The sequence below is a fragment of the Cognatundibacterium aquatile genome (assembly GCF_014699135.1).
Lineage (GTDB): Bacteria > Pseudomonadota > Gammaproteobacteria > Burkholderiales > Burkholderiaceae_D > Undibacterium > Undibacterium aquatile.
Genome location: NZ_JACOFT010000003.1, coordinates 493,846 through 518,680 on the forward strand (window position 1 = coordinate 493,846; position 24,835 = coordinate 518,680).

Annotated in this window: 21 protein-coding genes; 13 read left to right on the plus strand and 8 right to left on the minus strand. The window is 50.2% G+C overall.

All coding sequences use genetic code 11. The features are described 5' to 3' along the window. Positions 1-44 precede the first annotated feature (44 nt). Positions 45-539 carry a glutaredoxin family protein gene (locus H8K26_RS10730; RefSeq protein ID WP_190479410.1) on the plus strand — a complete coding sequence of 165 codons (495 nt, stop codon included), beginning with the start codon at positions 45-47 and terminating at the stop codon, positions 537-539. Positions 540-765: 226 nt separating this feature from the next. Beyond that, positions 766-921 carry a DUF3096 domain-containing protein gene (locus H8K26_RS10735; protein ID WP_186896764.1) on the plus strand — a complete coding sequence of 52 codons (156 nt, stop codon included), beginning with the start codon at positions 766-768 and terminating at the stop codon, positions 919-921. A gap of 78 nt (positions 922-999) precedes the next feature. On the opposite strand, the gene H8K26_RS10740 is transcribed toward H8K26_RS10735, so the two are convergent. The 3 genes from H8K26_RS10740 to H8K26_RS10750 all read right to left on the minus strand — a co-directional run bounded on the left by H8K26_RS10740 (position 1,000) and on the right by H8K26_RS10750 (position 8,075). Next, the gene (locus H8K26_RS10740) at positions 1,000-3,159 is read right to left on the minus strand and encodes a metallophosphoesterase family protein (protein WP_223826965.1); all 2,160 of its coding nucleotides are present in this window, start codon (positions 3,157-3,159) and stop codon (positions 1,000-1,002) included. A 265-nt stretch (positions 3,160-3,424) separates the two neighbouring features. Then, on the minus strand, positions 3,425-5,320 hold the full coding sequence (locus H8K26_RS10745) for a phytase (RefSeq protein ID WP_223826966.1): 1,896 nt from the start codon (positions 5,318-5,320) through the stop codon (positions 3,425-3,427). 196 nt (positions 5,321-5,516) lie between these two features. Beyond that, on the minus strand, positions 5,517-8,075 hold the full coding sequence (locus H8K26_RS10750) for a TonB-dependent receptor (protein WP_190479414.1): 2,559 nt from the start codon (positions 8,073-8,075) through the stop codon (positions 5,517-5,519). 345 nt (positions 8,076-8,420) lie between these two features. Here H8K26_RS10750 and H8K26_RS10755 point away from each other — a divergent pair, with 345 nt between their 5' ends. Then, a complete protein-coding gene (locus H8K26_RS10755; RefSeq protein WP_190479416.1) occupies positions 8,421-9,335 on the plus strand; it encodes a GGDEF domain-containing protein in 915 nt (304 codons plus the stop codon). After that, positions 9,332-10,369 carry an AraC family transcriptional regulator gene (locus tag H8K26_RS10760; protein ID WP_190479418.1) on the plus strand — a complete coding sequence of 346 codons (1,038 nt, stop codon included), beginning with the start codon at positions 9,332-9,334 and terminating at the stop codon, positions 10,367-10,369. Before H8K26_RS10755 ends, H8K26_RS10760 begins: the two co-directional genes overlap by 4 nt. Positions 10,370-10,392: 23 nt before the next feature. On the opposite strand, the gene H8K26_RS10765 is transcribed toward H8K26_RS10760, so the two are convergent. Together H8K26_RS10765 and H8K26_RS10770 are read right to left on the minus strand one after the other, a co-directional pair. Further along, entirely contained in the window at positions 10,393-10,704 is a 312-nt protein-coding gene (locus H8K26_RS10765; RefSeq protein ID WP_186883135.1) for a hypothetical protein, read from the minus strand. 288 nt (positions 10,705-10,992) lie between these two features. After that, positions 10,993-13,683 (minus strand): alpha/beta hydrolase family protein, encoded by a 2,691-nt coding sequence (locus H8K26_RS10770; RefSeq protein WP_190479419.1) that lies wholly within the window; start codon positions 13,681-13,683, stop codon positions 10,993-10,995. Positions 13,684-14,067: 384 nt separating this feature from the next. Between H8K26_RS10770 and H8K26_RS10775 the strand changes: the two genes are divergently transcribed. Genes H8K26_RS10775 through H8K26_RS10785 form a run of 3 tightly spaced genes read left to right on the plus strand, consistent with a single transcriptional unit; the run spans position 14,068 to position 16,231 of the window. Then, entirely contained in the window at positions 14,068-14,448 is a 381-nt protein-coding gene (locus H8K26_RS10775; RefSeq protein ID WP_190479422.1) for a GntR family transcriptional regulator, read from the plus strand. Then, on the plus strand, positions 14,445-15,302 hold the full coding sequence (locus H8K26_RS10780) for an ABC transporter ATP-binding protein (protein ID WP_190479424.1): 858 nt from the start codon (positions 14,445-14,447) through the stop codon (positions 15,300-15,302). Before H8K26_RS10775 ends, H8K26_RS10780 begins: the two co-directional genes overlap by 4 nt. Next, positions 15,299-16,231 carry an ABC-2 transporter permease gene (locus H8K26_RS10785; RefSeq protein WP_190479426.1) on the plus strand — a complete coding sequence of 311 codons (933 nt, stop codon included), beginning with the start codon at positions 15,299-15,301 and terminating at the stop codon, positions 16,229-16,231. The genes H8K26_RS10780 and H8K26_RS10785 overlap by 4 nt, the downstream gene beginning before the upstream one ends. Positions 16,232-16,290: 59 nt before the next feature. Here H8K26_RS10785 and H8K26_RS10790 read toward each other — a convergent pair whose 3' ends face one another. From H8K26_RS10790 to xseA, 3 genes are all read right to left on the minus strand, one after another. Further along, on the minus strand, positions 16,291-17,163 hold the full coding sequence (locus tag H8K26_RS10790) for a DMT family transporter (RefSeq protein WP_186883140.1): 873 nt from the start codon (positions 17,161-17,163) through the stop codon (positions 16,291-16,293). Between the two features lie 217 nt (positions 17,164-17,380). Next, positions 17,381-17,959 carry a superoxide dismutase [Fe] gene (gene sodB, locus H8K26_RS10795; protein ID WP_186883141.1) on the minus strand — a complete coding sequence of 193 codons (579 nt, stop codon included), beginning with the start codon at positions 17,957-17,959 and terminating at the stop codon, positions 17,381-17,383. Positions 17,960-18,146: 187 nt separating this feature from the next. Then, the gene (gene xseA, locus H8K26_RS10800; RefSeq protein ID WP_190479428.1) at positions 18,147-19,511 is read right to left on the minus strand and encodes an exodeoxyribonuclease VII large subunit; all 1,365 of its coding nucleotides are present in this window, start codon (positions 19,509-19,511) and stop codon (positions 18,147-18,149) included. A 1,145-nt stretch (positions 19,512-20,656) separates the two neighbouring features. Between xseA and H8K26_RS10805 the strand changes: the two genes are divergently transcribed. The 6 genes from H8K26_RS10805 to adk all read left to right on the plus strand — a co-directional run bounded on the left by H8K26_RS10805 (position 20,657) and on the right by adk (position 24,692). Then, a complete protein-coding gene (locus H8K26_RS10805; RefSeq protein ID WP_186883143.1) occupies positions 20,657-21,262 on the plus strand; it encodes a MotA/TolQ/ExbB proton channel family protein in 606 nt (201 codons plus the stop codon). A gap of 2 nt (positions 21,263-21,264) precedes the next feature. Next, positions 21,265-21,714, plus strand: coding sequence for an ExbD/TolR family protein (locus H8K26_RS10810; protein WP_190479430.1), 450 nt, complete (start codon positions 21,265-21,267; stop codon positions 21,712-21,714). Positions 21,715-21,855: 141 nt separating this feature from the next. Then, positions 21,856-22,899 (plus strand): tetraacyldisaccharide 4'-kinase, encoded by a 1,044-nt coding sequence (gene lpxK / locus H8K26_RS10815; RefSeq protein ID WP_190479432.1) that lies wholly within the window; start codon positions 21,856-21,858, stop codon positions 22,897-22,899. Then, positions 22,880-23,065 (plus strand): Trm112 family protein, encoded by a 186-nt coding sequence (locus H8K26_RS10820; RefSeq protein ID WP_186883146.1) that lies wholly within the window; start codon positions 22,880-22,882, stop codon positions 23,063-23,065. Before lpxK ends, H8K26_RS10820 begins: the two co-directional genes overlap by 20 nt. Before the next feature lie 12 nt (positions 23,066-23,077). Beyond that, positions 23,078-23,833 carry a 3-deoxy-manno-octulosonate cytidylyltransferase gene (gene kdsB, locus H8K26_RS10825; protein WP_190479434.1) on the plus strand — a complete coding sequence of 252 codons (756 nt, stop codon included), beginning with the start codon at positions 23,078-23,080 and terminating at the stop codon, positions 23,831-23,833. Positions 23,834-24,035: 202 nt separating this feature from the next. Then, entirely contained in the window at positions 24,036-24,692 is a 657-nt protein-coding gene (gene adk / locus H8K26_RS10830; protein WP_186896750.1) for an adenylate kinase, read from the plus strand. The last annotated feature ends 143 nt before the right edge of the window (positions 24,693-24,835 follow it).

Here is a 24,835-nt window from a genome sequence, read left to right on the forward strand (position 1 = left end):
TAGCTCGCGTTATTCATCTGAAGTCCATCGAAGGAGAAATAATTTTGCGTACACTGATCCCCTTATGTATCGTCGGTTTGCTTTGTTGTTCTTTGAATGGCGCTCTGACCGGCACGATATACAAATCGGTGACACCTGACGGGCGAGTTGTATTCAGTGACCAGCAGCCGAGAGAAGGGCGGCTGGAGAAAGTGATGCAATTTAAGGATCAGCCTGCCAGTGATATTCCTGCATCGACTCTATCTGAGATTGAACGCCTGAAAAAAGCAGGAATAAATCCTGCGACAGATTCTGCTCTCGCGAGTAAAGACTTGATTCTGTATTCGGCCTCCTGGTGTGGATATTGTAAAAAAGCGAAGTCCTATTTGGCAGGAAAAGGCATTTCTTATCGGGAAGTGGATATCGACACCAACTATGGCAAGGTCGCATTTGCAGAGGTTCGTGGTGGTCGGGGCGTGCCGCTCATGTTGTCCGGCACTAAGCGTATGCAGGGCTTTTCGAAGGAAGGCTACGACGCATTCTTCGCAAACCGGGATTAGTCAGACGGCAGTGCAGACGCTCGTTGTGCTGTTTTTTTCATGACAATAAACAGAATGTCGCACCTGAGAAACGTTGTCTGTAAGCCGTTCTGATTTTCCTGTCGGGTCAACGCAAGGCACGTTACTATGCTCTCTCTGTGCCATCGCTCAGCAGGTCAGGCTTGAGCTGATTGCGCAGATTTTTAAGCGGCCTCTCATTACTATTTTTATTTTCGACAGATTATTCATGAATATCCATCTTTCTCTTATGCCCGTACTGGCGCTGGTTGCAGGTCTTTGTATTCTGGTTAAACCGAAATTAGTCAGCTTTATTGTCGCCTTGTACCTGATTATTGTCGGCTTGGTCGGCATACTGGGTCTGGGGCGCTTTCATCTGTTCTGAAGAACATCATTCACACGAATACTAAATAAAAAAATCCCCGTTTGCCGCGAAGCAAACGGGGATACTGAATAGTCAGTCTTAGTTAAAGCTGGCCGAGCTGGTATTACTGTTTGTCAGTGTCTGGGTTTTGAAATTGACAGTGAAGTGATCACTTGGCTTTCCTGATCCCAGGCCTTTGAGAATACTGAATACTTGCTTGAATTGATTTTGGAACGGCACGTTGACAGCGTTCTGGTCTGATGGCTTACTTAACATGGTGATTGCCGTCGGATTGGCAGGGAAGGCATTCATCAAGACCTTGTACTGTTTGACCCGGTCTGTTCCCATATCACGCAAGGCCAGCTCACCGGCGTACACGGTACGGTGGAAGTCGCCATAGAATTCATACGCCGTGATTTTGGCAAAATCATCCAGTTTATAACCGGCCGCGGTTGCCAATGCGGCCGCTTTGGTCGTCGCCACCGCCCAGTCAGCAGTCAACTGGCTGGCGGATACCGGCGTGCCGCTGACACTGCCTTTCGCCATACAGTTTGCTGTCAATGGCAGAACTCCCGGTACATCTTTCAATTGGGCGAAAGTAACCTGAGTCTGCAACTGCGACAGAATCAACATCTGCTTTGCGTCAAGCGTCGTCGCTGCTTCTTTCATTTCGCACGGCCAGTAATCATCCATGAAGCGCAGACGTGACAGCTCACCAAAATAGTAGCGCGTAAATTCGCCATAGGATTTGGTGTTGAGAATATCCTTGCTCCAGCGTTTGCTGATATCAGAAGCAAGGTTGCTGTTTTGCAGATAATCGTATTCGGTCTGGTAATACTTGAAGAGCTCGTTGTAGCGCGCCACATTGTTCAGGGACACTGTTTCAATGTCCACTATGTCCTGATCTTTGTATTTGACGACCTTGTACGACGCACCAAATACCGCTAAGGATGGCGACTGCACGTTGACGAAATAATTGCCGGCCGCATCTTTGTAATCATTGGTGCCATTGAAATGCATATGACCGCCCATGTGCAACTGCATACCGGTGGCTGCCAGCGCCGTTGTTGTGGCTGCATCTGGCACGCGCGTGACCTGGAAGGCACCGGATTTGAAGACGGCTTTCATGGCGTCGGTTTGGTTTGCGTAGAAATCCATGGTTGGATAATGCGAGAACGCAATCAGGCGTTTGCCTTGCGATTTGGCGCGGGCGGTGACGGTTTTGATCCACGCCAGCAAATGCTTTTTATGCGTCAGTACTTTGTTCCAGCCCGCATTACCTGCGCCATCAAAGCCTTTGAATGCTTTGGCGTTGACCGGATCAAACGCGCTGTTAGGGATATGCACATTCGCGTCTATCGACAATAACCAGACACCTTTAACCGGCTCCACCAGATAGCTGGAATCAATAATGCTGGTGCATCGGGTAAAAGCTTTACCAAGATTTTTTTCACCATCTGCCTTATAACTGCCGCCTTCACCTTCAGCGCAAATTTCAAACTGGCGGTTTTTGACGTCAGCACTGGTGAGCGCTGCATCATAACTGTAGGCTGTGTTGCCATAGTTGGAAAACGGGGTTTCCCAATACACGTCAGCCTTGTTCGGCATATAGCCAAATTCACCGAGTTGCGCGATCAATTTTTCGTAGCCCAGTTCCATTAACTGATTGGTACAGGCGACGCTGGCATCCTGAGATTTACAGCCGGAATAATTGACGGCATACACTTTTTGTTCTTTACCTTCCGCCGTCAGAAAATCGCTTTTGCCAGCTTCGTCATTATCAAACGGCTCGTTAGGATCGTGATTGCCGGGTGCGATGAAGAAGCGCATGCCTTTTGCCTGGTATTCCTTCAGTATCGCGGCGATGCCATCAATGTTGACTGGTTGGGCATCATCGGAATAGTCGCCGGATAAAGCGACAAGTCGTATGCCGCGCGCATACGCATCATCCAGCGCACCACGGAAGGCGAAATAGTTTTCGTTGAAAAGACGGGTCGAAGTCAATTGCGCATACATGGTACGGATAGTCGCAAACTTGCCGTCAGCGGTAGGGATGCCGGAAAACTTGGGATTTTTAAGATCGCCGTAGACATTTTCAAAATGCACGTCCGACATTACAGCCACGGCCGGTGTGTCCGCTTCAGCAGGTGCCGGTACTGCGGCATCCTTGCTGTCACCGCAAGCGATCAGTGCCAACGGCAAACAGAATGAAAGCAAATGCTTTGCAGCTTTGCCTTCATTTAAAAAATGAAGAGCCATGATAATTCCTGTTAAATTTTTTGAGTGACGCATCAGGACGGATCAGATGCCAGAAGAAAAACTGAAAGCGGTCCGTAAGAAAGGAAAAAACAGAGTAATTTCAGTCATCCGATTGTAAAGTTGCTTAATGACAAGCCTGTGACTCATCCGTCAGGCACAGGGTGAATTGCAACAGTCAAAGCGGATGGCTGAGGTCAGATACTCCCGGGTGAGTGGATGGTTGTGGCAATCGTTGCGGAAATAATTGTTGAGATCGTTTCCATATTCAGTCTTCCAGATGCAAGCGGTCAGCGATTGATTCCCAGCGAACGTATTTGAAGTTCTGCGGCCCATCCGGCAAACGTTTGTAGCCGTCCTGTACGACCAGCATGCCTTTGGGAAAATGTGATCCGAGGTAGGCAGAACTGACTTCAATGCCGTCAGTCTCCGAAGTGCCGTCGATACCAGCGCTCAGATTGGTACCGATACGGAATTTTCCTCGCAGTTGGTATGGCGGTTGCGCATTGAGCACCAGATAGCTGTTATCTCCCTGGCTTGATACCAGTAAATACGACGATTTTTTCCCCTGATACAGCGCCAGACCCTCGACATCAGCAACCAGCTGCTTCCCGACCGGCATCACCAGATCTAATATCGCCGCTTGCTCTGCGTCGGCTGAGGTGACCCAGATGCCATGTTTTTCCTCGCCGATAAAAATACGTGCACGCTGATCGTCGACGACACAGCCTTCAGGTTGTGTCGCGAGTTTAAAACTCCGTACTAACTGACTGCTGAAATTTCCGTCGATGTATCTGATCCGGTATTGCTGATAACGTCCATCTTTGTCATTGACGAATGCTTCCAGTCCTCCGCTTTGCGGACGGTACAGACAAAACCCATATATTTTTTCCAGCGTAGTTGGTAGACGTGCCGCTTCACGTACTTCGCCATCGTTTGCAATTGTGTACAACGCCAGGCTGTTGTCATCGCGTTGTGTTGCCAGCGCGAGATCGAAACGCTGCTGTTCATCGGTGTTTTCGAAGTGGATATTCTGGCGTACGTCAACATTGTTCAGGCGTCCGCTTTCCAGCGACTGCAATTGCTTTCCTTGCAGGTTATAGACCAGCAAACCTTGCTTTTTATTCGTGCCAAGAATGCGTGACTGCGCCGGGTCTGAGGGGTGTACCCAAATCGCCGGATCATCAGCCGCGTCGCCGTAGCGGGCGACAACCTCAGTTTGTGCATCGGCTGCAATAATGATGCTGTTATCGGTTGTTGAAGGGGTTTTATTCCAGGAAATGGTGTGCATCTGCCAAGCCTTGGTTGCACTGTTTTTTCTCAGCAAAAGAGGCAACTCAGATGAGGTAGTCGTTGTAATTTTCTTCGTTGAGGTCGCCCGTGCCAGCTTGCTGAGATTGCTTTGTTGGAGCGGCTGGGATGCTAATTTTTCCCAATGCGTTCCTTGTTGATGGTAGCGATGCAGTTGCTGCGTTTGTTCGTCCACGATTGCGACGCCGCCCGCTAAGGCAACGATTGTCGACGCACCTTCGGAGATTTTTACTGCGGTACGCTGTGTTTCAACAGGCCAGTGATGCAATAAATTTTCGGCATCCGCGCTGACTGCCCATACACCTGTTTCTGCGGTACTGACATACAGGGTATGTTGGGTGTCATCGCTGCGGCAATGACGAATATGTGGTGGCAACGCAAGTCTGCGTAGCAGTTGAAAGCTGCTGCCGTAGCGTATCCATTGTTCACTGATTCCTTCTTTACCGATCAAAAATACGTGATCCTGTTGTTGCGCATCACGATACAGGCAGCTACTTTCGAGGGCGAATGCCGGCGATGGCAGTGCTGGTTGGGCGAGCAATTCGCCGGTATGTGTATCAACGATAAAAGGCAGGCTGCGTTGAGTCTCTGCTTCCAGCAACATCGCATATGCGCCTTGTGGATGCGGGCGGGTATCGAGATGCTTTGCCCGCACGGGAAAGCGTGCTCGTTCCGTGCCGTCGGCACTCATCAGGCGCAGGCTGTTTTTATCCAGCATCAGCCAGCCGCCATCCGGCAATCTCACCAGTTCCTGTGCCCGCTGAAGTGCTACCGGCACATCTTTCGCGTATGTATGGAGTGACGGAGCCGGCGACGCAGCATTGCTCAACGGTGACAGTGTAAGTAAGCTCAAAGCCAGCAGCAGATGAGCTTGTAGAGAAAGAGTACGCATAAATAAAATGAAAAAATAAAAAGGAATGCCGCGTTCACAGACTGCGTAAAAGCACGGAAAGGAGATGTCTGGCGAGTGCGCTGCGCGGACTTCTCCGGCGGGCACACCCGGAGAAGTCCCGCCACAGAAGCCCTCAGGCATGCTGTGTTGCTGAGCCTTAAAAGACGCTGGCTTTCAGGCTGACTTTATAGGTGCGTCCGTATTGTTCGTATTGCGCGTTGTATTGTGGCGACCCTTGATAAACATAGTATTTTTCATTGTTCAGATTGGTCGCTTCAAACACTAACTGGAAGCGTTTGTTTAACTGATATGACAAAGAAAAATCGAGCTGTTTTTGGGTTTCAACGATGCGATCCTGATCCGCCCGCAGAATATCGGAGCCGAGTTCCAGCAGATACGGTGACTTGTAATTCAACGCGAGGCGCGTACTGACGGCGCCATGTTCATAGCCCAGCATCAGATTCATCACGCGTTTCGACTGCCCTGGAAAACGTATGCTGCGTGCCAGCGTTTTACCACTGGCAACATCGAAGCGACTGATATTGGCGTCAGAATTGGTAAACGACGCATTGGCGCCTATCAGTACATATTTCCAGGGGGCGGGTAACATGCGCAGCGGTTGTGAATACGCGAGCTCTATTCCTTGAATGCTGGCCGTGTCACCGTTCGCGTATGAAGTTGCTGTCGTATAGTTTTTCCATTGACCTGTGCCAGCAAGGTTGGTTGTATAAGTGAAATTTTTAATATCTTTATGAAACAGGTAAGCGGATACGACGCCATCGTGCGCTAACTGACGCTCGATACCCAGATCAAGATTCGATGCTTTCAAGGCCGCCAGATCTGGATTGCCTATCGTCGCTTCTGTGTTGCTGGCGAGATTGATGCCGGGTGCCAGTTGGCTGAAATTCGCACGTACCACGGCACTTGTCCAGGCAGCGCGCACGCTGGTATGTTTGTCCAGATCATAGCGTGTATGCAGCGATGGTAACCAGTTGGTGTAGGAGCGCTCACGAGTAACAGGCTGGATGGTGCTGCCGCTGACCTGGCTTCCTGCTGCGTTAAATTTAGTACGCTCAACTCGCGCGCCGGCAAGAATATTCCAGTGACCAAAATCAAATGTATTCTGCAGATAGGCTGCATCGATATCTTCATTCAGCGTGAAGTCATTGATCGCGGACTCCAGCGCGAGTTTTGCATTCGCCCGGTTGAGTCCGGCAATACGGGCGCGGATCAGAGCTGGGCTGATAGCTGCACCAATGTTCGTAAATGGATATTCCAGCGTGCCCTGAACAAAACTGCTGAGAGAAGTAGAACCGGTACCCCAATAATTTCCGCTGGTGGTTTTGCTGCTGTTATAAGTCCATTGATCGGTATCATTGGTCTTTTCGCGACGACTGACTTTCGCGCCGAATTTTAAGGTGGATTCCAGCTGATCGAATGTCAGTTTGCGACTCATATCCAGCTGCGCATGCTGCTCGGTATCCTTTGAGTAGCGCTGCTGTAATGTGATCGCATTTAATCCGTAGCTGGCTGGATCAGACAGGCTTGCGGGTGCAATCAGTTTCGGTAACTGGCTATCCGTAAATCCCACGCCGGCAAAGTTAGCTGTACCTCTGAACCGTGCATCATTAATTGATTCCGGCGTATCGTCGGTTGCACGGCTAGACGCTGCGGCGGCCTCCATTTTCCAGCCTGAGATGTGTTGCTCTGTACCTGCAACCAAAGAACTGATCTGTTGCGTATATTTACGTTGCCGCAGGCGGCGCTCTGCGCGCGCAGTCGAGGTGTTGCTTTCGCTGATGCTGCCACCGCTGAAATTGCTGACAGTCAGACGGTCGCGTACCTCGTCATCGCTGAAATCACTGAGGAAACTGCGCAGATAATATTGCTGCTCTCTGGATGCGCGATAATCAAGATTAAGAGCATAAGCATGGCGTTCACGTTCCGGCAGATAATCGCGGAATTCAATGCCTCCGAGCCGGTTGTTATCCCATGCTCCGCCAGTTTCTACGTTGTCTGAACCAAAACTGCGTTTCTCAGCGCTGATGCCGGCAGCAATGCCCAGTTTCCCGTCCAGAAAGCGATCAGCCCACAATGCGCCCGCATTTGGGCTGGTTTTTCCGGTTACCTGATCGTAGCTTGCTCCGGTATTCACAGTCAGTGTTTTCCCCGGCATGTCGAATGCTGTCAGCGATTTGACTTCTACTGAACCGCCGAGTGAGTTGGCATCCTGATCGGGACGCAGGGTTTTAGTTACCTCCAGAGAGCGGATCAGACCCGATGGCAGCACATCCAGTGCGACAGCACGCCGGCTCGCTTCCGGCGAAGGCACCAGTGCACCATTGATCGTCACTGCATTTAAATCTGCACCGAGACCGCGCACAACCACATAGCGGCCTTCGCCCTGATCGCGCTGTACTGACACGCCCGGCAGGCGGGCAAGCGCTTCTGCTGCATTTTTATCCGGCAGACTGCCTATGTCGTCGCTGCTGATGACGCTGATGATGTTATTCGCTTTCTCTTGCGCCTCAATGGCTTTGCGCATGCTCACGCGTTGCCCGCTGATTACCACATCACTGGCAGCAGCGAGGGCGATGTCGTTCGCTTGCGCTGTGCTGATCAGGCCAAGAACGCCGATGGTGAGTGCCGACAGGCGGAAGATTGCCTGTACGTCAGGGTTGGAAAAGTATGCAGCAGGTCTTTGTCGGGTTTTCATTTCTTTGTCATTCATCAGTAAAAAGAATGAGCGGATTCTGGAGCCCGAATATGTCGTTTCGATGACAGGAATCAGACAGAAAGAGGCATAGTCCAGGAAACGATGCGACGACGAGGAAAAATGAGCTGAATTGACTTGCGTTGACGTTGTTAATCGCTGTCATTGCCGCTGTAACCGGGGACGGCAAAGAGTGTAGAGATGAATTCGCTGTTTTTTTGCTGTAATACGTGAGCTGTTTGCACCCCTGTTGTTTTTTGCTGCAGCAATGCTGGTCATTGATTTTGATGTCATGAATTTGTCATACAGGCCAGTTATTCTCGCGCCAGTTTTTATCCGGGGACTTGCATGCTGCACTTACATCGTAATCTGATTCTGGCGAGTATCGTCGCGCTGATCGCTTTGAGTGGCTTGTACGCTTATGTCGGTGTACTCAAACCGTTCTATAAATGGCATTGGATGGATATTGTCGGTGAAGGCGGCACTGCCATCATGGCGGGTGTCTGGCTGCTGATGACGCTTAGCAGCCGGCCTAAAGGGCGGGTCACGCTGCTGTTGGCGCTTGGCCTCGCCTCTATCATGTTGGGTTCCTGGGCTGATTGTATGGATGAGTTTTTTGCGATCCCCAAGGAGGATGTCTGGGATAACTGGCTGGAAGACACCCTGACTTTAGGCGGTATGCTGATTTTGACGGCGGGTATGTATTACTGGCGCATAGAGCAATTCAGTCTGAATGAACATTTACAAAAGCGTGAACGCTTATTTCGAGAACACAAACCGTACGACAGAGTGACGCAACTCAGTGATGCGGATTATCTGCGCTTGCAAATCCGTCTGGAAAAAGAAAATCACCCCGCGGCGGTTTGTTCCGTCGTCTTATTGGACATCAATTCCTTTCATCAGATTAATCGTCAGTTCGGCCAGCATGAAGGCGACCGCGTGCTGCAAGCGGTCAGTCACATGCTGCTGCTGAATTTAAGAAATGAAGATGTGCTGTGTCGTTATGCCGGTGATCGTTTTGCGATTGTCATGCCTGAAACGACTGTGGCAGATGCTGATGAGCTGGCAAAACATTTGTGCCAGATGGTGCAGGGAATGCGTCATTTCGCAAAACGCGAGTTGGTGCAGCTTGGTTTGCGCTATACCTGCGCTGCATCAGACGGAGATGCAGACAGTCTGTTGCAGGAACTCAGCCGTGGAATTGACTGTCCCGGGGCGACGCCTTCAGAACTGGCGACCGCTAATCACACCTGTGCAGCATGATTGCTTATCACCACATAAGTGATGCGCGTATCGCTATGCGTCAGCATCCGGCGATGCTGATCGAATTTGCCCGTAACCGGGAAGTAAGCGAAGCGAAGATATTGCTCGATACAGGCATCGATATCGCGGCAACCGAAGACGCACATAGGATGATCAGCCCGCAGCAATATTTACGCTTACTGATGAACGTGACTAAAGCCCTGGATGCCAACGACACCAGCTTTTTAATCGGTGAGCAGATGTTGCCGGGTCATATTGACGGTGTCAGTCATGCTTTATTACACGCCGGAAGTTTGCGTGAAGCACTCGAGATATTAATTGCATACGCAACGCAACTATCGCCCTTAATGTGCCCCAGACTCAAGCGTGGTAAAGGTTGGGTTGTCGTTTACTGGATGGACAGTTATGGAGCCCCGGCACAGCGTTCGGTATTAACGGAGATGCACATGGCCGCTTTGGTCGCTATGTGTCGCTGGCTGAGTGGGGAGCGCTTGCCATGGCGCTTTTGTTTTAACCGGAGGGCGCCGCGTTACATCGAACAATATGAAGTACATCTGGGATCGGAAATGAAATTCAATTGCCACTTTGATGCCATGCTGATTGAAGAAGACATGCTCGACCGACGATGGCCGCGCGGCAATCCGGTGGCGGTTAAGCTGGCGTTGCAAGCGAGTGTCGCAGAACAAAAACAGAATACGCCCAGTTTATTAAATGCACTGTACGACTATCTTTTAAAACACATACGCTGTGCACCGACGCTGGATCAGGCAGCACAGGAATTTTTCTGCAGCCCTGCGACGCTGAAACGCTATCTTGCAAAACACGGCACGCATTTTCAGGCGGAGTTAGACCAGGTGCGATCACATGCTGCTTTGCATTTGTTCTTAACGCAGCAAATCGACAATGAGGCGGTGGCACAGCATCTTGGCTTTCACGACGCGAATAATTTCCGTCGTTCGTTTAAACGCTGGACTGGCCTGACACCCAGCTTAATCCGGGAAGGTATGCATGCCGATCTGGCGAAATGGATTTAAGTCGTTATGGCGCCGTGTCGATTTTATTCATCCCGGCGCAGACGTTTGATGTAAATCCGTTGTTGCTGATAAGACTGAGATGTCTGCTGATCGTAAGTGTGATTTTGCTGCGGTGTTTTGAGCAGGCCGAGAAATACTCTCAGTAAAACAAACAGCACAAATAAGCTCAGTACAAATGGAATCAGACTGATCGCGAGAGCAATCGCGATACAGATGACGAAAATACGCGGCAGCGGTGTACGCAACATCGCCAGCGCACATTTCGATGCGAACTGGCGGAATTCCTGCGTTACCTGGCGCAGGACAGAATACATATATTGTGAAAAGGCGTTCATAGTGACTTTCTTATAGCGTCTTGTTCGAGAGTAAAGTGTAAGCGATTATTGCGTGTATCAGTGTCGTTCACAACGGTAATAATTTCTCCAATTTGCCGTAACGATATTGATCGTAAAAGCTCATTACAGATCAGCGTACGCTGTGTCTGGGAAGACATAGACACTTGGTACTTGCGAAAATGCAGTATGCGTTGCCCAATAAAAACTCCCGCATTGCGCGGGAGTACGAGAAAACAGAGTGACGATGCGTGTAACTGTCTCAGTCAACGTCACTCAGATTTATCTGTTTTATTTATTTCCTGAGCCTAAATGTTGCAAGAAAAAGGCTTCATATTTTTTGTGCCAAGCTTTGGCTTTGATTGCACCGCCCAGCGCATGTTCTCCATCCGGGTCGAGGAAAAGATCGACCAGCGTTTCTTTCCCATTTTCCAGTAGTGCGCGATAGACGTTCACCGTGTCCTGATACAGCACGTTAGGATCTTGCATGCCGTGTACCAGCAGCAGTGGCTTTTTCAACCCCGCTGTCAGTGGCAATAAAGAATATTTGCGCAGATTAGGCTTGCTGCGCTCAGTCTTGCCTATGGTGCGACCGCTGTACCAACTGTTGTAGTTTTCCCATTCGGTCGGACCTGCACCTGCAATCCCTGCAGCGAAGGTGTCCGGGCTGGTGTACATCGTGTATTGGGTCTGGAAACCGCCGAAACTCCATCCTGTCAGGCCGATACGATGGCCATCAACACCCAAGTTTTTTTGCATGAATTGCGCCAGATCTTCGAGGTCTTCGGTTTGCGGTTTGCCAGCCTGTTCCCAGTTTGCATCGCTGAATTTGCGACCGTAATTGGAATGTCCGCGCGGATCAACGGCAACCGTAACATAGCCATTTTTTGCCGACATATACATGCCAAACATATAGGCCGTTTGTTGGAAGCTGTCGGTTTCAATGATGTGTCTGTCATTCAACGGGCCGCCGTAGGTGTACACGATGGCGGGACGCAGATCGCTGGTTTTCCAGTTCGCTGGCTTGAAAACATACGCCTGTATCTGGTCGCCATGGCGGTTGGTGAAACTGAAACGTTCCGGTTGTTGTACATCAATCGCTTGCCACTGAGGATCGTGACTTTGCGTGAGGAGTGTGATTTTGCTGGTCTTCACGTCGATCAGTTTTAATTCCGGACGGTTTGACCACTGGCCTGCAACGCTGGCGAGTTTGTCGCCGCTGTCGGCAACATCGCTGGCACGATGGAAGTCGCGGGTTTGTCCCAGCGCTTTCATTTCTCCGCTGGCGATATCGACTTTGTATGCATTCATTGACGCGAAGTCGTCTTTATTTGCCAGCACGAACATCGATTTACTGTCGGGTGTAAAGCCGATAATCTGATGCGCTTCAAAATCACCTTTCAGAATGGCTTTAGCGCTGCCGCTGCCATTGCTGTTATCGGTACTGATGATGTAGGGCTGGCGATATCCCTGCTCGTCAAGTACCGCGATCAACTGTTTTCCGTCAGGAGTAAATTTTGGCTCCAGCACATTCACGACTTCATGGCCGACATTGCCGCGACGTTCAAACACCAGTGCTGGCTTGACACCTTCTTCTGCTTTACCTACATAAATGCGCAGCAGATTTTTTTCGCGTTCCCAGGTTGAAAATGTATAGCGACTGCCATCTTTCGCCCAGCTGACTTTACTCATTTCAAACCAGACATCGCCGCCGTTGTTAGTGAATACCGGTTGTGGCTGACGGACAGATGTATCGGTCACGCGGCGAATGTATAAGGCCGTTGCCGGGATTTTGCGCTTGTCATCCGAGACTTCGCGCGGCACTTTTTTTGCTGTCGCAAAGCGCTCGTTGTAATTCATGATTTCAACCTGACGCTCAGAAGATGGTTTCACTTTACCGGTTTCTTCGTCGACATCGGGTGCCACTGCGGAGATCGCCATCCATTGTTTATCTTCGCTCAGCACCGTGTTGGCGATGCTATATTTTTTCTCTGCATCATCGGGATGGATCAGTTCGCGATTCAACTGACGAATCGCACTGTTGTCAAAGGCGGCACTGTAGAGACTCGTGCTATCCATATAGATATAGCCTTTGTCGTCCGCGCGATAAGCAACGATGCGTTCTGCTTTATCGGTTTGCGTCAGCCTTTCTACCTTGCCGCTGGCTGCCTGCAGACGAAATAAATCGCCGCGATACTGGAATATCAGTTCATTCTTTTTATTTGCCCAGACCAGATAATCGACACCGGGATAGAGGTCACTGGGTTTCAGTTTTTCTTTGGCGATTTTCTTTTTCAGTTCATCGCGTAGTTCCCATAATTCTTTTTGTTTGTCGCTGTCTTTATCGGCTTTACTGTCTTTTTTGTCGTCCGCTTTCGCTACCGCAGTATCGGCCGTGCCACTGGTTTTTGCTGCTGCTTTTTCAGCCGCTTTTTCTTTTGCGGATTCGGCATCAGCTTCGGCTTTCTTCTTCGCATCGCGGGCTTTTTTATCGGCTAGCTCACGCTTCACTTCTTCTAAGCCAGCTTCTTCCCATTGTTGCAGATTGACTTTTTCGCCACGCAGATAAGCCGCGTGGGCTTCTGCTTTTGCCTGACGCTCTGTTTCTTCTTTTTCTTTTTGCTTCGCTTTCTTCTCGAATCGATCCCACACTTCCGGTGCATCGAAAGTCTTCATCAGTGCTGGAGAAGTGATCCGGCGGGTTTCACCTGTTTGTGTATCGTGCACATACAAATCAGAGCCGATTTCATTAAACGGATTCCAGACGTAAGCAAGGTAGCGGCCATCGTGGCTGAAGCTGATCACTTTCGCAGACTGCCCGGCGTAGGGCTTGGCACGAAAAACCTGTTCCAATGTCAGCTCGGCAGGGGCGGCTTTAGCAACGACATTGCTGGCCGGCGCAGCATGGGCGATTTGCTGCGGTAACAGCGCTGCGCCTGAGCATGCAAGGGCAATACTGAGGGGGATAAATTTCGGAAACATAGCACTTGCCTTCATTTTTTTATAGATTGGAACGGAGAGAGCAACTGATCAGTTGCTCTCTGATGCGAAAAATACAGGATGTATCTGCATTTTCCACATGCAAAAAGAGACATCTATTTTGCAGACGAACTGCATAGACTTGCACCTGTGGACAGAGTTCCTGGCAGATATAACTATTTTTATCTGGTTCCTTTCATTTGGCTTGGGATGCGCGAAATTGCTGAGAATAAAAGTTATCAAAAGTTCTTGATGCTTATTGTTTTGGTGTTATAGTTAACTACAACACTAATTCATGTCGAAGTGGAGTGTGAATGTAGCGATATATCGAAGCTGAATGGATGACGGCATCGCGTTTGGTGCAGTCAATGAAAATGAGGAGGGAATATGAGTGTCAACTGGCATGATCAGTCGCCGATCTATCGGCAACTGAAGGAGAAGGTGCAAGCCATGATACTGGACGGTGTTCTGAAACCAGGCGATGCCTTGCCTTCTGTCAGACAGATTGCTGCGGATTATCAGATTAATCCGATCACGGTATCGAAGGCGTATCAGGAACTGGTCGATGAATCTTTAGTGGAAAAACGCAGGGGAATAGGTATGTATGTGACGGAAGGTGCATCAGACAAATTGCTGGCGACCGAGCGGCAGCGTTTTATCGAAGAAGAATGGCCAGCCATGCTGGATCGAATCCGCCGTTTAGGGATAGGCGCAGATGAATTGCTGGCGCAAATGAAACGCGGCCAGACTAAAGGAGATGAATCATGAGCGTCGTGGTTTCCGCAAAAAATCTTTGTAAAAAATACGGTAAGCAGCGTGTTCTGGACAATATCAGTTTTGAGATTCCGGCTGGTCGCATCGTTGGTCTGATCGGGCCAAATGGTTCCGGCAAAACGACGACGCTCAAAGCCATACTTGGATTGACCCCGTTTGACGGTGAAATGCAGGTACTGGGGCTGAATCCGCGCAGTGAGCGTGACGCCTTAATGCAGGAAATCAGTTTTATTGCTGACGTGGCGATATTACCTTCGTGGCTGACCGTACGTCAGGCAATCGATTTTGTTGAGGGCGTGCATCCGAAATTCAATCGTACGAAAGCGGAGCGTTTTCTGGCAAAGACCAAATTGCAACCGCAACAGAAAGTTAAATCCATGTCGAAAGGTATGGTGGTGCAACTGCATCTGGCACTGGTGATGGCGATTGATGCGAAGCTGCTGGTGCTGGATGAGCCGACGCTGGGCTTGGATATTCTTTATCGCAAACAGTTCTATCAGGATTTACTGGAAGATTATTTTGATCAGAACAAAACCATCATCATCACCACGCACCAGGTCGAGGAAATCGAGCACGTACTCAGCGATGTCATGTTCGTCCAGGATGGGCAAATTCGCCTCTCATCCAGTATGGAGGAACTGGAGCGTCGTTTTATCGAATTGATTGTGCGTGATGAATTTGTCGATCGTGCGCAAGCCTTGCAGCCTATCGATCAACGGAAAACATTTGGGCAGACAACGATGTTGTTTGACGGTGTCAACCGTGAACAATTGGCTCAATTTGGAGAAACCAGACAACCGAGTGTTGCCGACTTATTTGTGGCGATGATGAAGGGGGGGAAAGTATGAAAACGATGAAGTTTTTATTATTGCGGGAATGGTGGGAGAGCCGTCAGTTATTTATCCGGACGGGTTTGATCCTGATAGCTTTATCTGTCGTATCCGCAATTATTTCTGCCATCGTGATGCAAGACCCTGGCGCATCCCGTATCTTGCCTGGTGCTGTACTGACAGCCGAGCAACTGAGTAACGAAGTGGATGGCATTGCCGGACATAGCCTGGCAGGGCGGATGTTTGGTTTTTGCGTTGCCATGATTTTTTTCATGTACTCGTATTTTTCCGGAGCCCTGAGTGAGGAAAGGAAAGACCACAGTATTCTGTTCTGGAAATCTTTGCCGGTCTCTGACGCGCAAACGGTGATGGCCAAAGTGTTGTTCGGAGTGCTGGCGATTCCTCTTTTCATGTTGGTCGCTTCAATCATTTCCAATATTCTGGCGTTAAGCATCTTATGCATCGGCCATGCTTTACAAGGGCGCTGGCTGTTTTTATCGGTATTCAGTCATGCAGGACTCTGGTCGCCGGTTCTTGATACCTTAAGAGTTTTTCCGGTGTTTATTTTGTGGTCATTACCAACGGTGGGCTGGTTGTTACTGGTCTCCAGCGTGCTGACCAAGCGGGTCGGTTTGTGGGCAGTACTGGGGCCGGTCGCCGTCTTTTTGTTGCTGGTTCTGCTCTGCAAATCGTTGAATATGACGCTCGATTCTTTTGTCTATTTGTGGCTGGGGCGCTTGCTATTTAGTCTTTTGCCATTCAGCTGGTTATTGAATGCTGAATTACTCAAGCAGCATAACGGGTTTAAAAATGCGCTGGATTCTATCGTGCGTTCAGCACCAACGGATAGCTGGGATACATTCCTGCATCTGAATATCTGGTGCGGAGTGCTGGTCGGTGCATTATTTATTTACGGTGCTATCCGTATGCGGACTTACCGCGAGTGATCGTTAAAAAGGCCTGAAATACATCGGTTTCAGGCCTTTTGATTTTTTAATCTTTTATGTCAGCGTGCCGGTCTGACGACCAAGGCCACGCCTGCCAGCGCAATACTCATTCCTGCTAACGCGGTCAGGGTGAATTGCTCACCAAACATCAGCCACGCCATCGCAGCGGTGACGGCCGGTACCAGATACATATAGCTGGTGACTTTGGTTGCTTCGCCGTGCCGTATCATGATGTACAAAACGGAGATACCAATACCGGATAGCACCAGAACAGACCATGCAAGTGCGCCGAAAAATTGTGGTGTCCATAATATAGTTTGCGTTTCCAGCATCCATGCAAATGGCGCGGTCACTAACAGCGACGCCGCAAATTGAATCACTTGCCCGGTGCGCACATCAAACGAAGGGCAGGTTTTTTTCTGATACAGCGTACCTATCGTCATCGCAAATAAGGCCATCACGGCCAGACTGACACTGGTCAGTGACAAAGCGACGACAGAAATTTTGTTCGCCACGACCAGACCCACGCCAGCGATACCGAAAGCCAGCCCCAGCCACTGTTTGCCACGGATGCGTTCGCCGATGAACGGCCCCATGACCGCTGTCAGAATAGGTTGGATATTAGCGATCAGCGCCGCCACACCAGCAGGCATGCCGAGTTTGACGGCACACCAGATACCGCCGAGATACAAGGCTTGCATCAGTATGCCCGCGATGGCAATCGGTAACAGGTCTTTGCGGGCGGGCCACGGTGCACGCATGAGTATGGCGAGCGTCAGCATCATAACGACCACGCCCAGATAGCGCATGCATAAAAACGTCAGCGGCTCTGCATAGGGCAGACCATACTTGGCGACCACGTAACCGGACGCCCAGATAAAGATGAAAATGGCGGGCAAAGATTTCAGTAACAAGCTCTGGTTTGATTGCATACGAGATTCATTCGTTCAGGGTGGATGTTTAATGGTTTTGCGTTGTTGTCCGGGTGTTGGATGCGAGCGTCGCTACCAGATATTGGCGACCATTTTTCTATATCTTCGCATAAAGCATTTTGGGCATAGATGAAAAAAAACCTGTGATGCCGAAACATGCACAGGTTTTTTTCATCTGTTCCGACTGATGTCAGAACAGACCCGGTAACACGGTAACTTACGCCAGGTTCGCTGCAGCGAAATCCCAGTTAACCAGCGCCCAGAATGCTTCCAGATATTTTGGACGGGCATTACGGTAGTCGATGTAGTAAGCGTGTTCCCACAGATCGCAAGTGATCAGTGGTTTGTCTGTTGTTGTCAGCGGTGTCGCTGCATTCGATGTGTTGACGATATCTAATGTACCGTCAGCTTTTTTCACCAGCCATGTCCATGAAGAACCGAAGTTGCCGACAGCTGATTTATTGAAGGCTTCTTTGAATGCATCGAAAGAACCCCATTTTGCGTTGATCGCGTCAGCCAGTGCACCAGTAGGAGCGCCACCACCATTAGGTTTCAGGCCATTCCAGTAGAAAGTGTGATTCCAGATTTGCGCAGCATTGTTGAATACGCCGGCGGAAGATTTTTTAACGATTTCTTCGAGCGTGGAATTTTCGAATTCCGTACCTTTGATCAGGTTGTTCAGGTTGGTCACATAAGTCTGGTGATGCTTGCCGTAGTGATATTCCAGTGTTTCTTTGGAAATGTGCGGAGCCAGAGCGTCCAATGCATAGGGCAATGCCGGTAAGGTATGTTCCATGATGTGTCCTTTTAGTTTTCTTCAGTGGGTTCCGTTTGAACGACGAACGGGTAAAACAGCCATTGTAAGCGTTTGTGCAAAAGCTTGCAGCGCCGCCGTGTGGTTTTCCGGATTACGTCTGTGCCGCCAGATAGCATGGGCCAGTTCAGACTATGCTATCAACTTCATCGGGTCGCCCGGTTTGCTCTCATTGATCCAGACTGGTCTGGACGCTGCTGATGCCCACGTCAGCACTGCCGTTTGCCAGACGGATGTTGACCAGACTCTGCGGGTGCAACTCGTGTGTTGAACGCAGGAGTTTGCCTTTGTGGTCGCGGATAATCGCGTATCCACGATCCAGCGTGCGTTGCGGATTCAGTAATTCCAGCTGTGTTTGCAGCGCGCTCAGTTGCTGGCGTTGCTGTGACAGCGTGTGGCGCTGGCATTGCTGCAAGCGATGCCGGAGTTCGTTTACCTGTGTACGTGCCGAATTCACATCAGGGCGCTGGTTTTTCAGTTGCGTGTTTAGTTGTGTCAGTGCGTGGCGCGAACGTTGCAAGGGAATTCCGCTGCTGTAACGCAAACTTTGCAGGCAATGCTGTAATTGCTGTCGTTTTAATGAAATCGCCGCTGCCGGGCTGAGCAGACGGCGTGAAAGCCAGTCCAGCGTCTGATTCTGGGTCGCGAGTTGTCTGTGCGTTGCTCTTTGCATGCGTTGTTGTTGCTGTTCTAACCCGGCGATCCAGTCGGCACGTGGTGTGGCCGCGAGCTCTGCCGCTGCCGTCGGCGTTGCTGCGCGCATATCGGCGGCGAAATCGGCAATCGTAAAATCGGTTTCATGGCCAATGCCCGCGATCACTGGCATGGGGCAGTTGGCGATGGTGCGTGCGACGATTTCTTCATTGAATGCCCATAAATCTTCTATGCTGCCACCGCCGCGGCAGACCAGCAGCACATCACATTCTTCGCGTGCGGCAGCGGTGGCTATCGCCTGCGCGATTTTGGCGCCAGACCCTTCGCCTTGTACCAGCGTCGGATACAGGATGACCTGAATATGTGGCACACGACGGCGCAATGTCGTCAGCACGTCGCGCAATGCGGCTGCCTGCGGGCTGGTGATGATGCCTATGGTTTTTGGAAACACCGGCAGCGGACGTTTGCGTTCCTGATCAAATAAGCCTTCCTGGCCCAGCTGCGCCTTCAGACGTAAAAAAGCTTCATACAGGTTGCCGACCCCGGCACGACGTATCGCTTCCACGCTTAGCTGGTAATCACCGCGCGGCGCATACAGCGTCACCAGCGCCCGCACCTCGACTTTATCGCCCTCGCGCGGCTGGAAATCGGCATATTGTGCACGACCCCGGAACATGACGGCACGCACCTGAGCCTCGCTGTCTTTGAGGGTGAAATACCAATGTCCAGAGCTGGCGCGGGTGAAATTCGATATTTCGCCGGAAACCCAGGTCAGCGGGATATTGCGTTCCAATAATTGCGCTACGGCGCTGTTAAGCGCCGAAACACTGATGACAGCGCTTGTCGCAATTGAGTTTGAAGGGCGGGAATCAGTGTTCATGAGGCATACAATCAAAAAAGCTGTCCACAGAAGCTTGTGGCGGTCACCAGCATGTCATTACGACAGTAATAAGTCAAAAGAAATGCAAATTCTGAATATAAGTCCTTGATTTTTATTATCAATCTCCCTGCAAATAAATCAGGCAATATGAAAAAATCCTTACAAATCAATGGAGTTACAGAACGATACAAGGCTTGTGCACAAACTTATCCACAGAATAAGTGCATAAACTGTGGGTATCTTCAACGCAGTGGCGGGAAGCAGGTTTTGCTTATATTTTATGCAGAACAGTATTTCTGAATAAAATCATGGAGTTAGTGCGTTTTCTTTTCCTTTTGCACAGTCTTGTCCACAAAAAATGTGAGAAAAATGGACTTATTCACAGAAAAACTTGCTTTGTAAGTAATTATTTCTTTGCGATCTCGTCTTTTTAGCGTGTGCTTAAAAAACAGGCTTTATAAAATAGTTGATATAAATCATGGAGTTAACATGATTCCCCAGTCTTTTTCACAATGTTGTCCACAAAAAATGTGCAAAAAGTCAGAGTTATCCTCTGCAGAGGCCGGATACTTTCGGTTTTGTGATCATAAAAAGCTAATGAACAGCCTCAAAACCTGATTTGCCCAATTTTTAAGCTGATTATATTTATCTATATAAATCAATTAATTGCAGCTCTTTTTCAGCATTCTGCACAAATTTGTCCACATAATTTGTGCAAAACAATGGAGTTGTCCACTGCGCGTACAGGCTTGCTGTTATTTTGAGCAAAATGGCTGAAAAAAAGCACTTTGCCTAAATAATTTGCAGAAGATTAATCTATTTATAAATCATGGACTTAACTTGTTTCGCAGCGCTTGTGCACAAGCTTGTCCACATAAAGTGTGCAGAAATAAGAAAAAATATGGCCGGGAAAACCCGGTATTTACCCTGATCAAGGTTGCCTAATTCTTGAGCGTTACCGGAAATCTTTTTTATTTCAAAGGCTTACGGTGCTATGCCATACTTATCCACAAGCTTGCGCACAGATTTTGTGTAAAACATGGGAGATATGCACAGACGTCGTTTTTTTCATCAGTGCCCTTGCCCGTCAGCACACAAAGCGCTACATTGCGGGGTTGGATTTCTGAACCTACTAGGAGTGCGCTTTGTTCGCCATCATTCAAGCTGCCGGCTGGCCTATTTATCTGTTGTTGATCTCTTCCGTGATCGCCTTAACGCTGATTATTGAGCGCAGTTTTTCCTTGCGCCGCAATAAAATTCTGCCATCGACCCTGCTCGATGAAGTGATACGGGTGTATCAGTCGGGTAAGGTAAAGCCGGAAGTAATACAGCAGCTCGCTGGCAATTCCCCTCTGGGTAAAGTACTGGCTGCGGGTTTGCGCAACGTCAGCGCGCCACGCGAAGTGATGAAAGAGTCCATCGAAGAAGCTGGTGCGGCGGTCGCACATGAGCTGGAGCGGTTCTTGACGACACTGGGCACGATTGCCTCATTGGCGCCATTGATGGGCTTGTTCGGCACAGTGGTCGGGATGATAGAAATTTTCGGTTCACAAACGGCGACGGGCGCGAATCCGGCGCAATTGGCGCATGGTATTTCGGTTGCCTTGTACAACACGGGTTTTGGTCTGCTGATCGCGATGCCGGCGCTGGTCGCTTATCGTCATTTCAGAGCCCTGGTGGACAGTCTCGTGGTCGATATGGAACAACAGGCAGTCAAATTCGTTGATGTCGTGCATAGCGCCAGAAAGTAAATATGAACTTTCGTAAAGGAAAGGGCAGGGACGAGCCTGAAATTAACCTGATCCCGTTTATTGACGTGCTGCTGGTCATCCTGATTTTTCTGATGGTGACGACAACGTATAGCCGTTTCACCGAATTACAGATCACACTGCCAACTGCAGACGCCGAAAAAGCACAGGAAAAGCCAAATCAGATTGATATCGGTATCGATGCGCAAGGGCGCTACAAGATCAATAATCAGGCGGTTTCTTTTCTGGATACTGCGACGCTGGCCGAGGATTTGCGGCATGCCAGTGCAGCGCTGGCCGAGGGCTCGACTGGCGCGCAGGCTGAGCCCGTTGTGATCATCAATGCAGATCGGGCGGCGACGCACCAATCGGTGATCGATGTGCTGGAAGCGGCGCGTATCGCCGGATTAGCCAAAGTGACATTCGCAGCCCAGGCTGGAAGCCGCAGCAAATAAGCCTCTCCGGGGTGCTGATTTTGGGGAGTATGTGAATACGATGCCCACAACCCCAATGTTTTAGCGGACAATTTCATTTTTGAATAGCATACTACCGGGGAGTATCTTACTCCCCGCTTGTTTTTTAGCAGAGGAAGAAAGATGCGGGTCTGGCTGGAATCCTGGCTGTTGCAGGCGTGGCAAAAGCGCGGCGTCGTGGCGTGCTTGTTGTGGCCGCTGTCCAGACTGTTTCAGCTGATTGTCACGTTCCGCTTCGGCTTGTTTGTGCTGGGTTACAAACCGCAAGCGAAACTCAGTGTGCCGGTGATTGTGGTTGGCAATATCTATGTCGGTGGCACTGGCAAAACCCCGTTGGTGATCTGGCTGGTGCAGCAATTGCAGGCGGCGGGTTATCGGCCCGGCGTTATTTCGCGTGGCTATGGGGCGCAAGCCGATAACGTGACGCTGCTGACGGCGGGCGCGCTTGCGTCCCAGGTCGGCGATGAGCCGCTGTTGATCGCGCAACGGACGGGTGTTCCGGTGGCTGTCGGGCGGGATCGCGTTGCTGCGGGGCGGGCATTGCTGGCATCGCATACGGACGTCGATATCCTGATTGCCGACGATGGCTTGCAGCATTATTTTCTGGCGCGCGATATCGAAATCATGTTGTTCGATCAGCGTGGTGCAGGTAATGGCTGGATGTTACCTGCGGGCCCTTTACGCGAACCGGTACAAAGAAGGCGTGATTTCACCGTCCTCAATGCGCCCGCAGAGATCAGCGCCGCAGCGGTGCCCGGTATTCCTGCTGACGCGGTTCGCATGCAATTACAGGCGCAACAGGCGTATCAATTGGCGGAGCCGGAATGTCGTCAGCCCCTCGCCAATTTTGCTGCAAAGCGTTTGTGCGCGGTTGCTGGCATCGGTCATCCGCAACGTTTTTTTACTACGCTGGTCAACGCGGGTCTGCAATGTGAAGGCGTGGCGTTGCCGGATCATTTCGCTTTCGATGCCGCGACTTTTCAGGCCATCGCTGCCGATTGCATTCTGATCACGGAAAAGGATGCAGTAAAATGTCGACAAATTCCTGCATTGCAAAACGATGCCCGCATCTGGGTTGTGCCTGTTGAGGCGCAACTCGGCGGCACATTTGCAGCAGATCTACTTCAAATGATTTCGGAGAAAAAGCATGGAAGCTCGCCTGCTTGATATTTTGGTTTGTCCTGTCTGCAAGGGACCATTGGTGTACAACAAAGCTGCGCAAGAATTAATTTGCTATGCCGATAAACTGGCGTTTCCTGTGCGTGACGATATTCCTGTCATGTGGACAGATCAGGCGCGCACCCTGACGCAAGAAGAAATCGACGCGCGCTGAACGGGGCGCCGTATGAGTTTTATCGCCATTATTCCGGCGCGACTGGCATCGAGTCGCCTGCCAAATAAACCGCTCGCGGATATCGCTGGTAAACCGATGGTGGTGCGCACTGCCGAACGTGCGCTGGCATCCGGTGCCAGTGCGATCATGGTGGCAACCGATCACGCCGATATTGTCGCTGCCTGCGAGGCGCACGGTGTGCCTGTGTGCATGACGCGCCCGGATCACCCATCTGGTACGGATAGGATTGCTGAGGTGGCCGCCAGCATGCAGTTGCCCGCGGACGCGGTAGTGGTGAATGTGCAGGGCGACGAGCCCTTAATCGACCCGGCGCTGATTGCAGCAACCGCTGCGCTGGTGAATGCGCAGGTACCGATGGCGACCGCCGCACATCCCTTGCACGAAGTGGCCGAAGTTTTTAATCCGAATGTGGTGAAAGTGGTGCTGGATAAATCTGGCCGCGCTTTGTATTTTTCGCGTGCAACAATCCCCTGGCATCGCGATGCGTTTGCCGCGAGTCGTGATCATTTGCCGGCTGGCTATACGCCGCTACGCCACATCGGTCTGTATGCGTACCGCAATGATTTTTTACAACAATACCCGCAACTCGATATCTCGCCTCTGGAGCAGATCGAGGCGCTGGAGCAGTTGCGCGTGCTGTGGCATGGATATCCGATTGCGGTGCACGTGACGCAGGATAGCCCGGCAGCCGGTGTGGATACGCAGGAAGATCTGGAACGGGTTCGTCGTATTTTTTCAGGAAAATGAGCTAAAACATTGATGAACTCTGGATTGATTTCATATTCAGACAGCAATAAGCCCTGAAATTGTGGTAAGTTTCGTGAAAAGATTCTGTGTTATTACTACTAAAAGAAAAACAATTCCGTAGTGTTACGCAGTAAATTAAAAAAGATTCCGCATGCTCCCTTGCGAGCGTGCAAGCAAATTCAAACTCGTCTTAGGAAATAAAATGCGTCTTATTTTGTTAGGAGCGCCAGGTGCTGGTAAAGGCACGCAGGCTAATTACATCAAAGAAAAATTCAATATTCCGCAAATCTCGACAGGCGATATGTTACGCGCCGCAGTCAAAGCCGGTACCGCACTCGGTCTGGAAGCAAAAAAAGTCATGGATGCAGGTGGTTTGGTTTCTGATGACATCATTATCGGTCTGGTCAAAGATCGTTTGAAAGAAAGCGATTGTGCAAACGGTTACTTGTTCGATGGCTTTCCGCGTACAACGCCACAAGCCGATGCGATGAAAGAAGCTGGTGTCGCGATTGATTATGTATTGGAAATCGATGTTCCTGATGAAGCGATTGTTGACCGCATGAGCGGCCGTCGTGTGCATCCGGGTTCAGGTCGTACTTATCATGTTAAATACAATCCGCCAAAAGTAGCAGGGAAAGATGACGTGACAGGTGAAGATCTGATACAGCGTGACGACGATAAAGAAGAAACCGTTAAAAAACGTTTGTCTGTCTATCACGAACAAACAGAAGTGCTGGTTGGCTATTATGGTGACTGGGCGAAATCAGGTCAGCCCGGCGCGCCTAAATACCGCAAGATTGCGGGAGTAGGGCCAGTCGAGACCATACGCGACAGCGCCTTCGCTGCATTAGCGGAATAAGAGGAGTAAGAGGAAGCGGACAATATGTCCGCTTTTTTTCGTCTCTGCTCCTGTTGTGCCTGAACTGGTCATGTACTGAGTTTTTCTGTCGTCTCTGAGCATACGCCTCAGATGACGCTGTCTGACAACTACAACAACAGGAG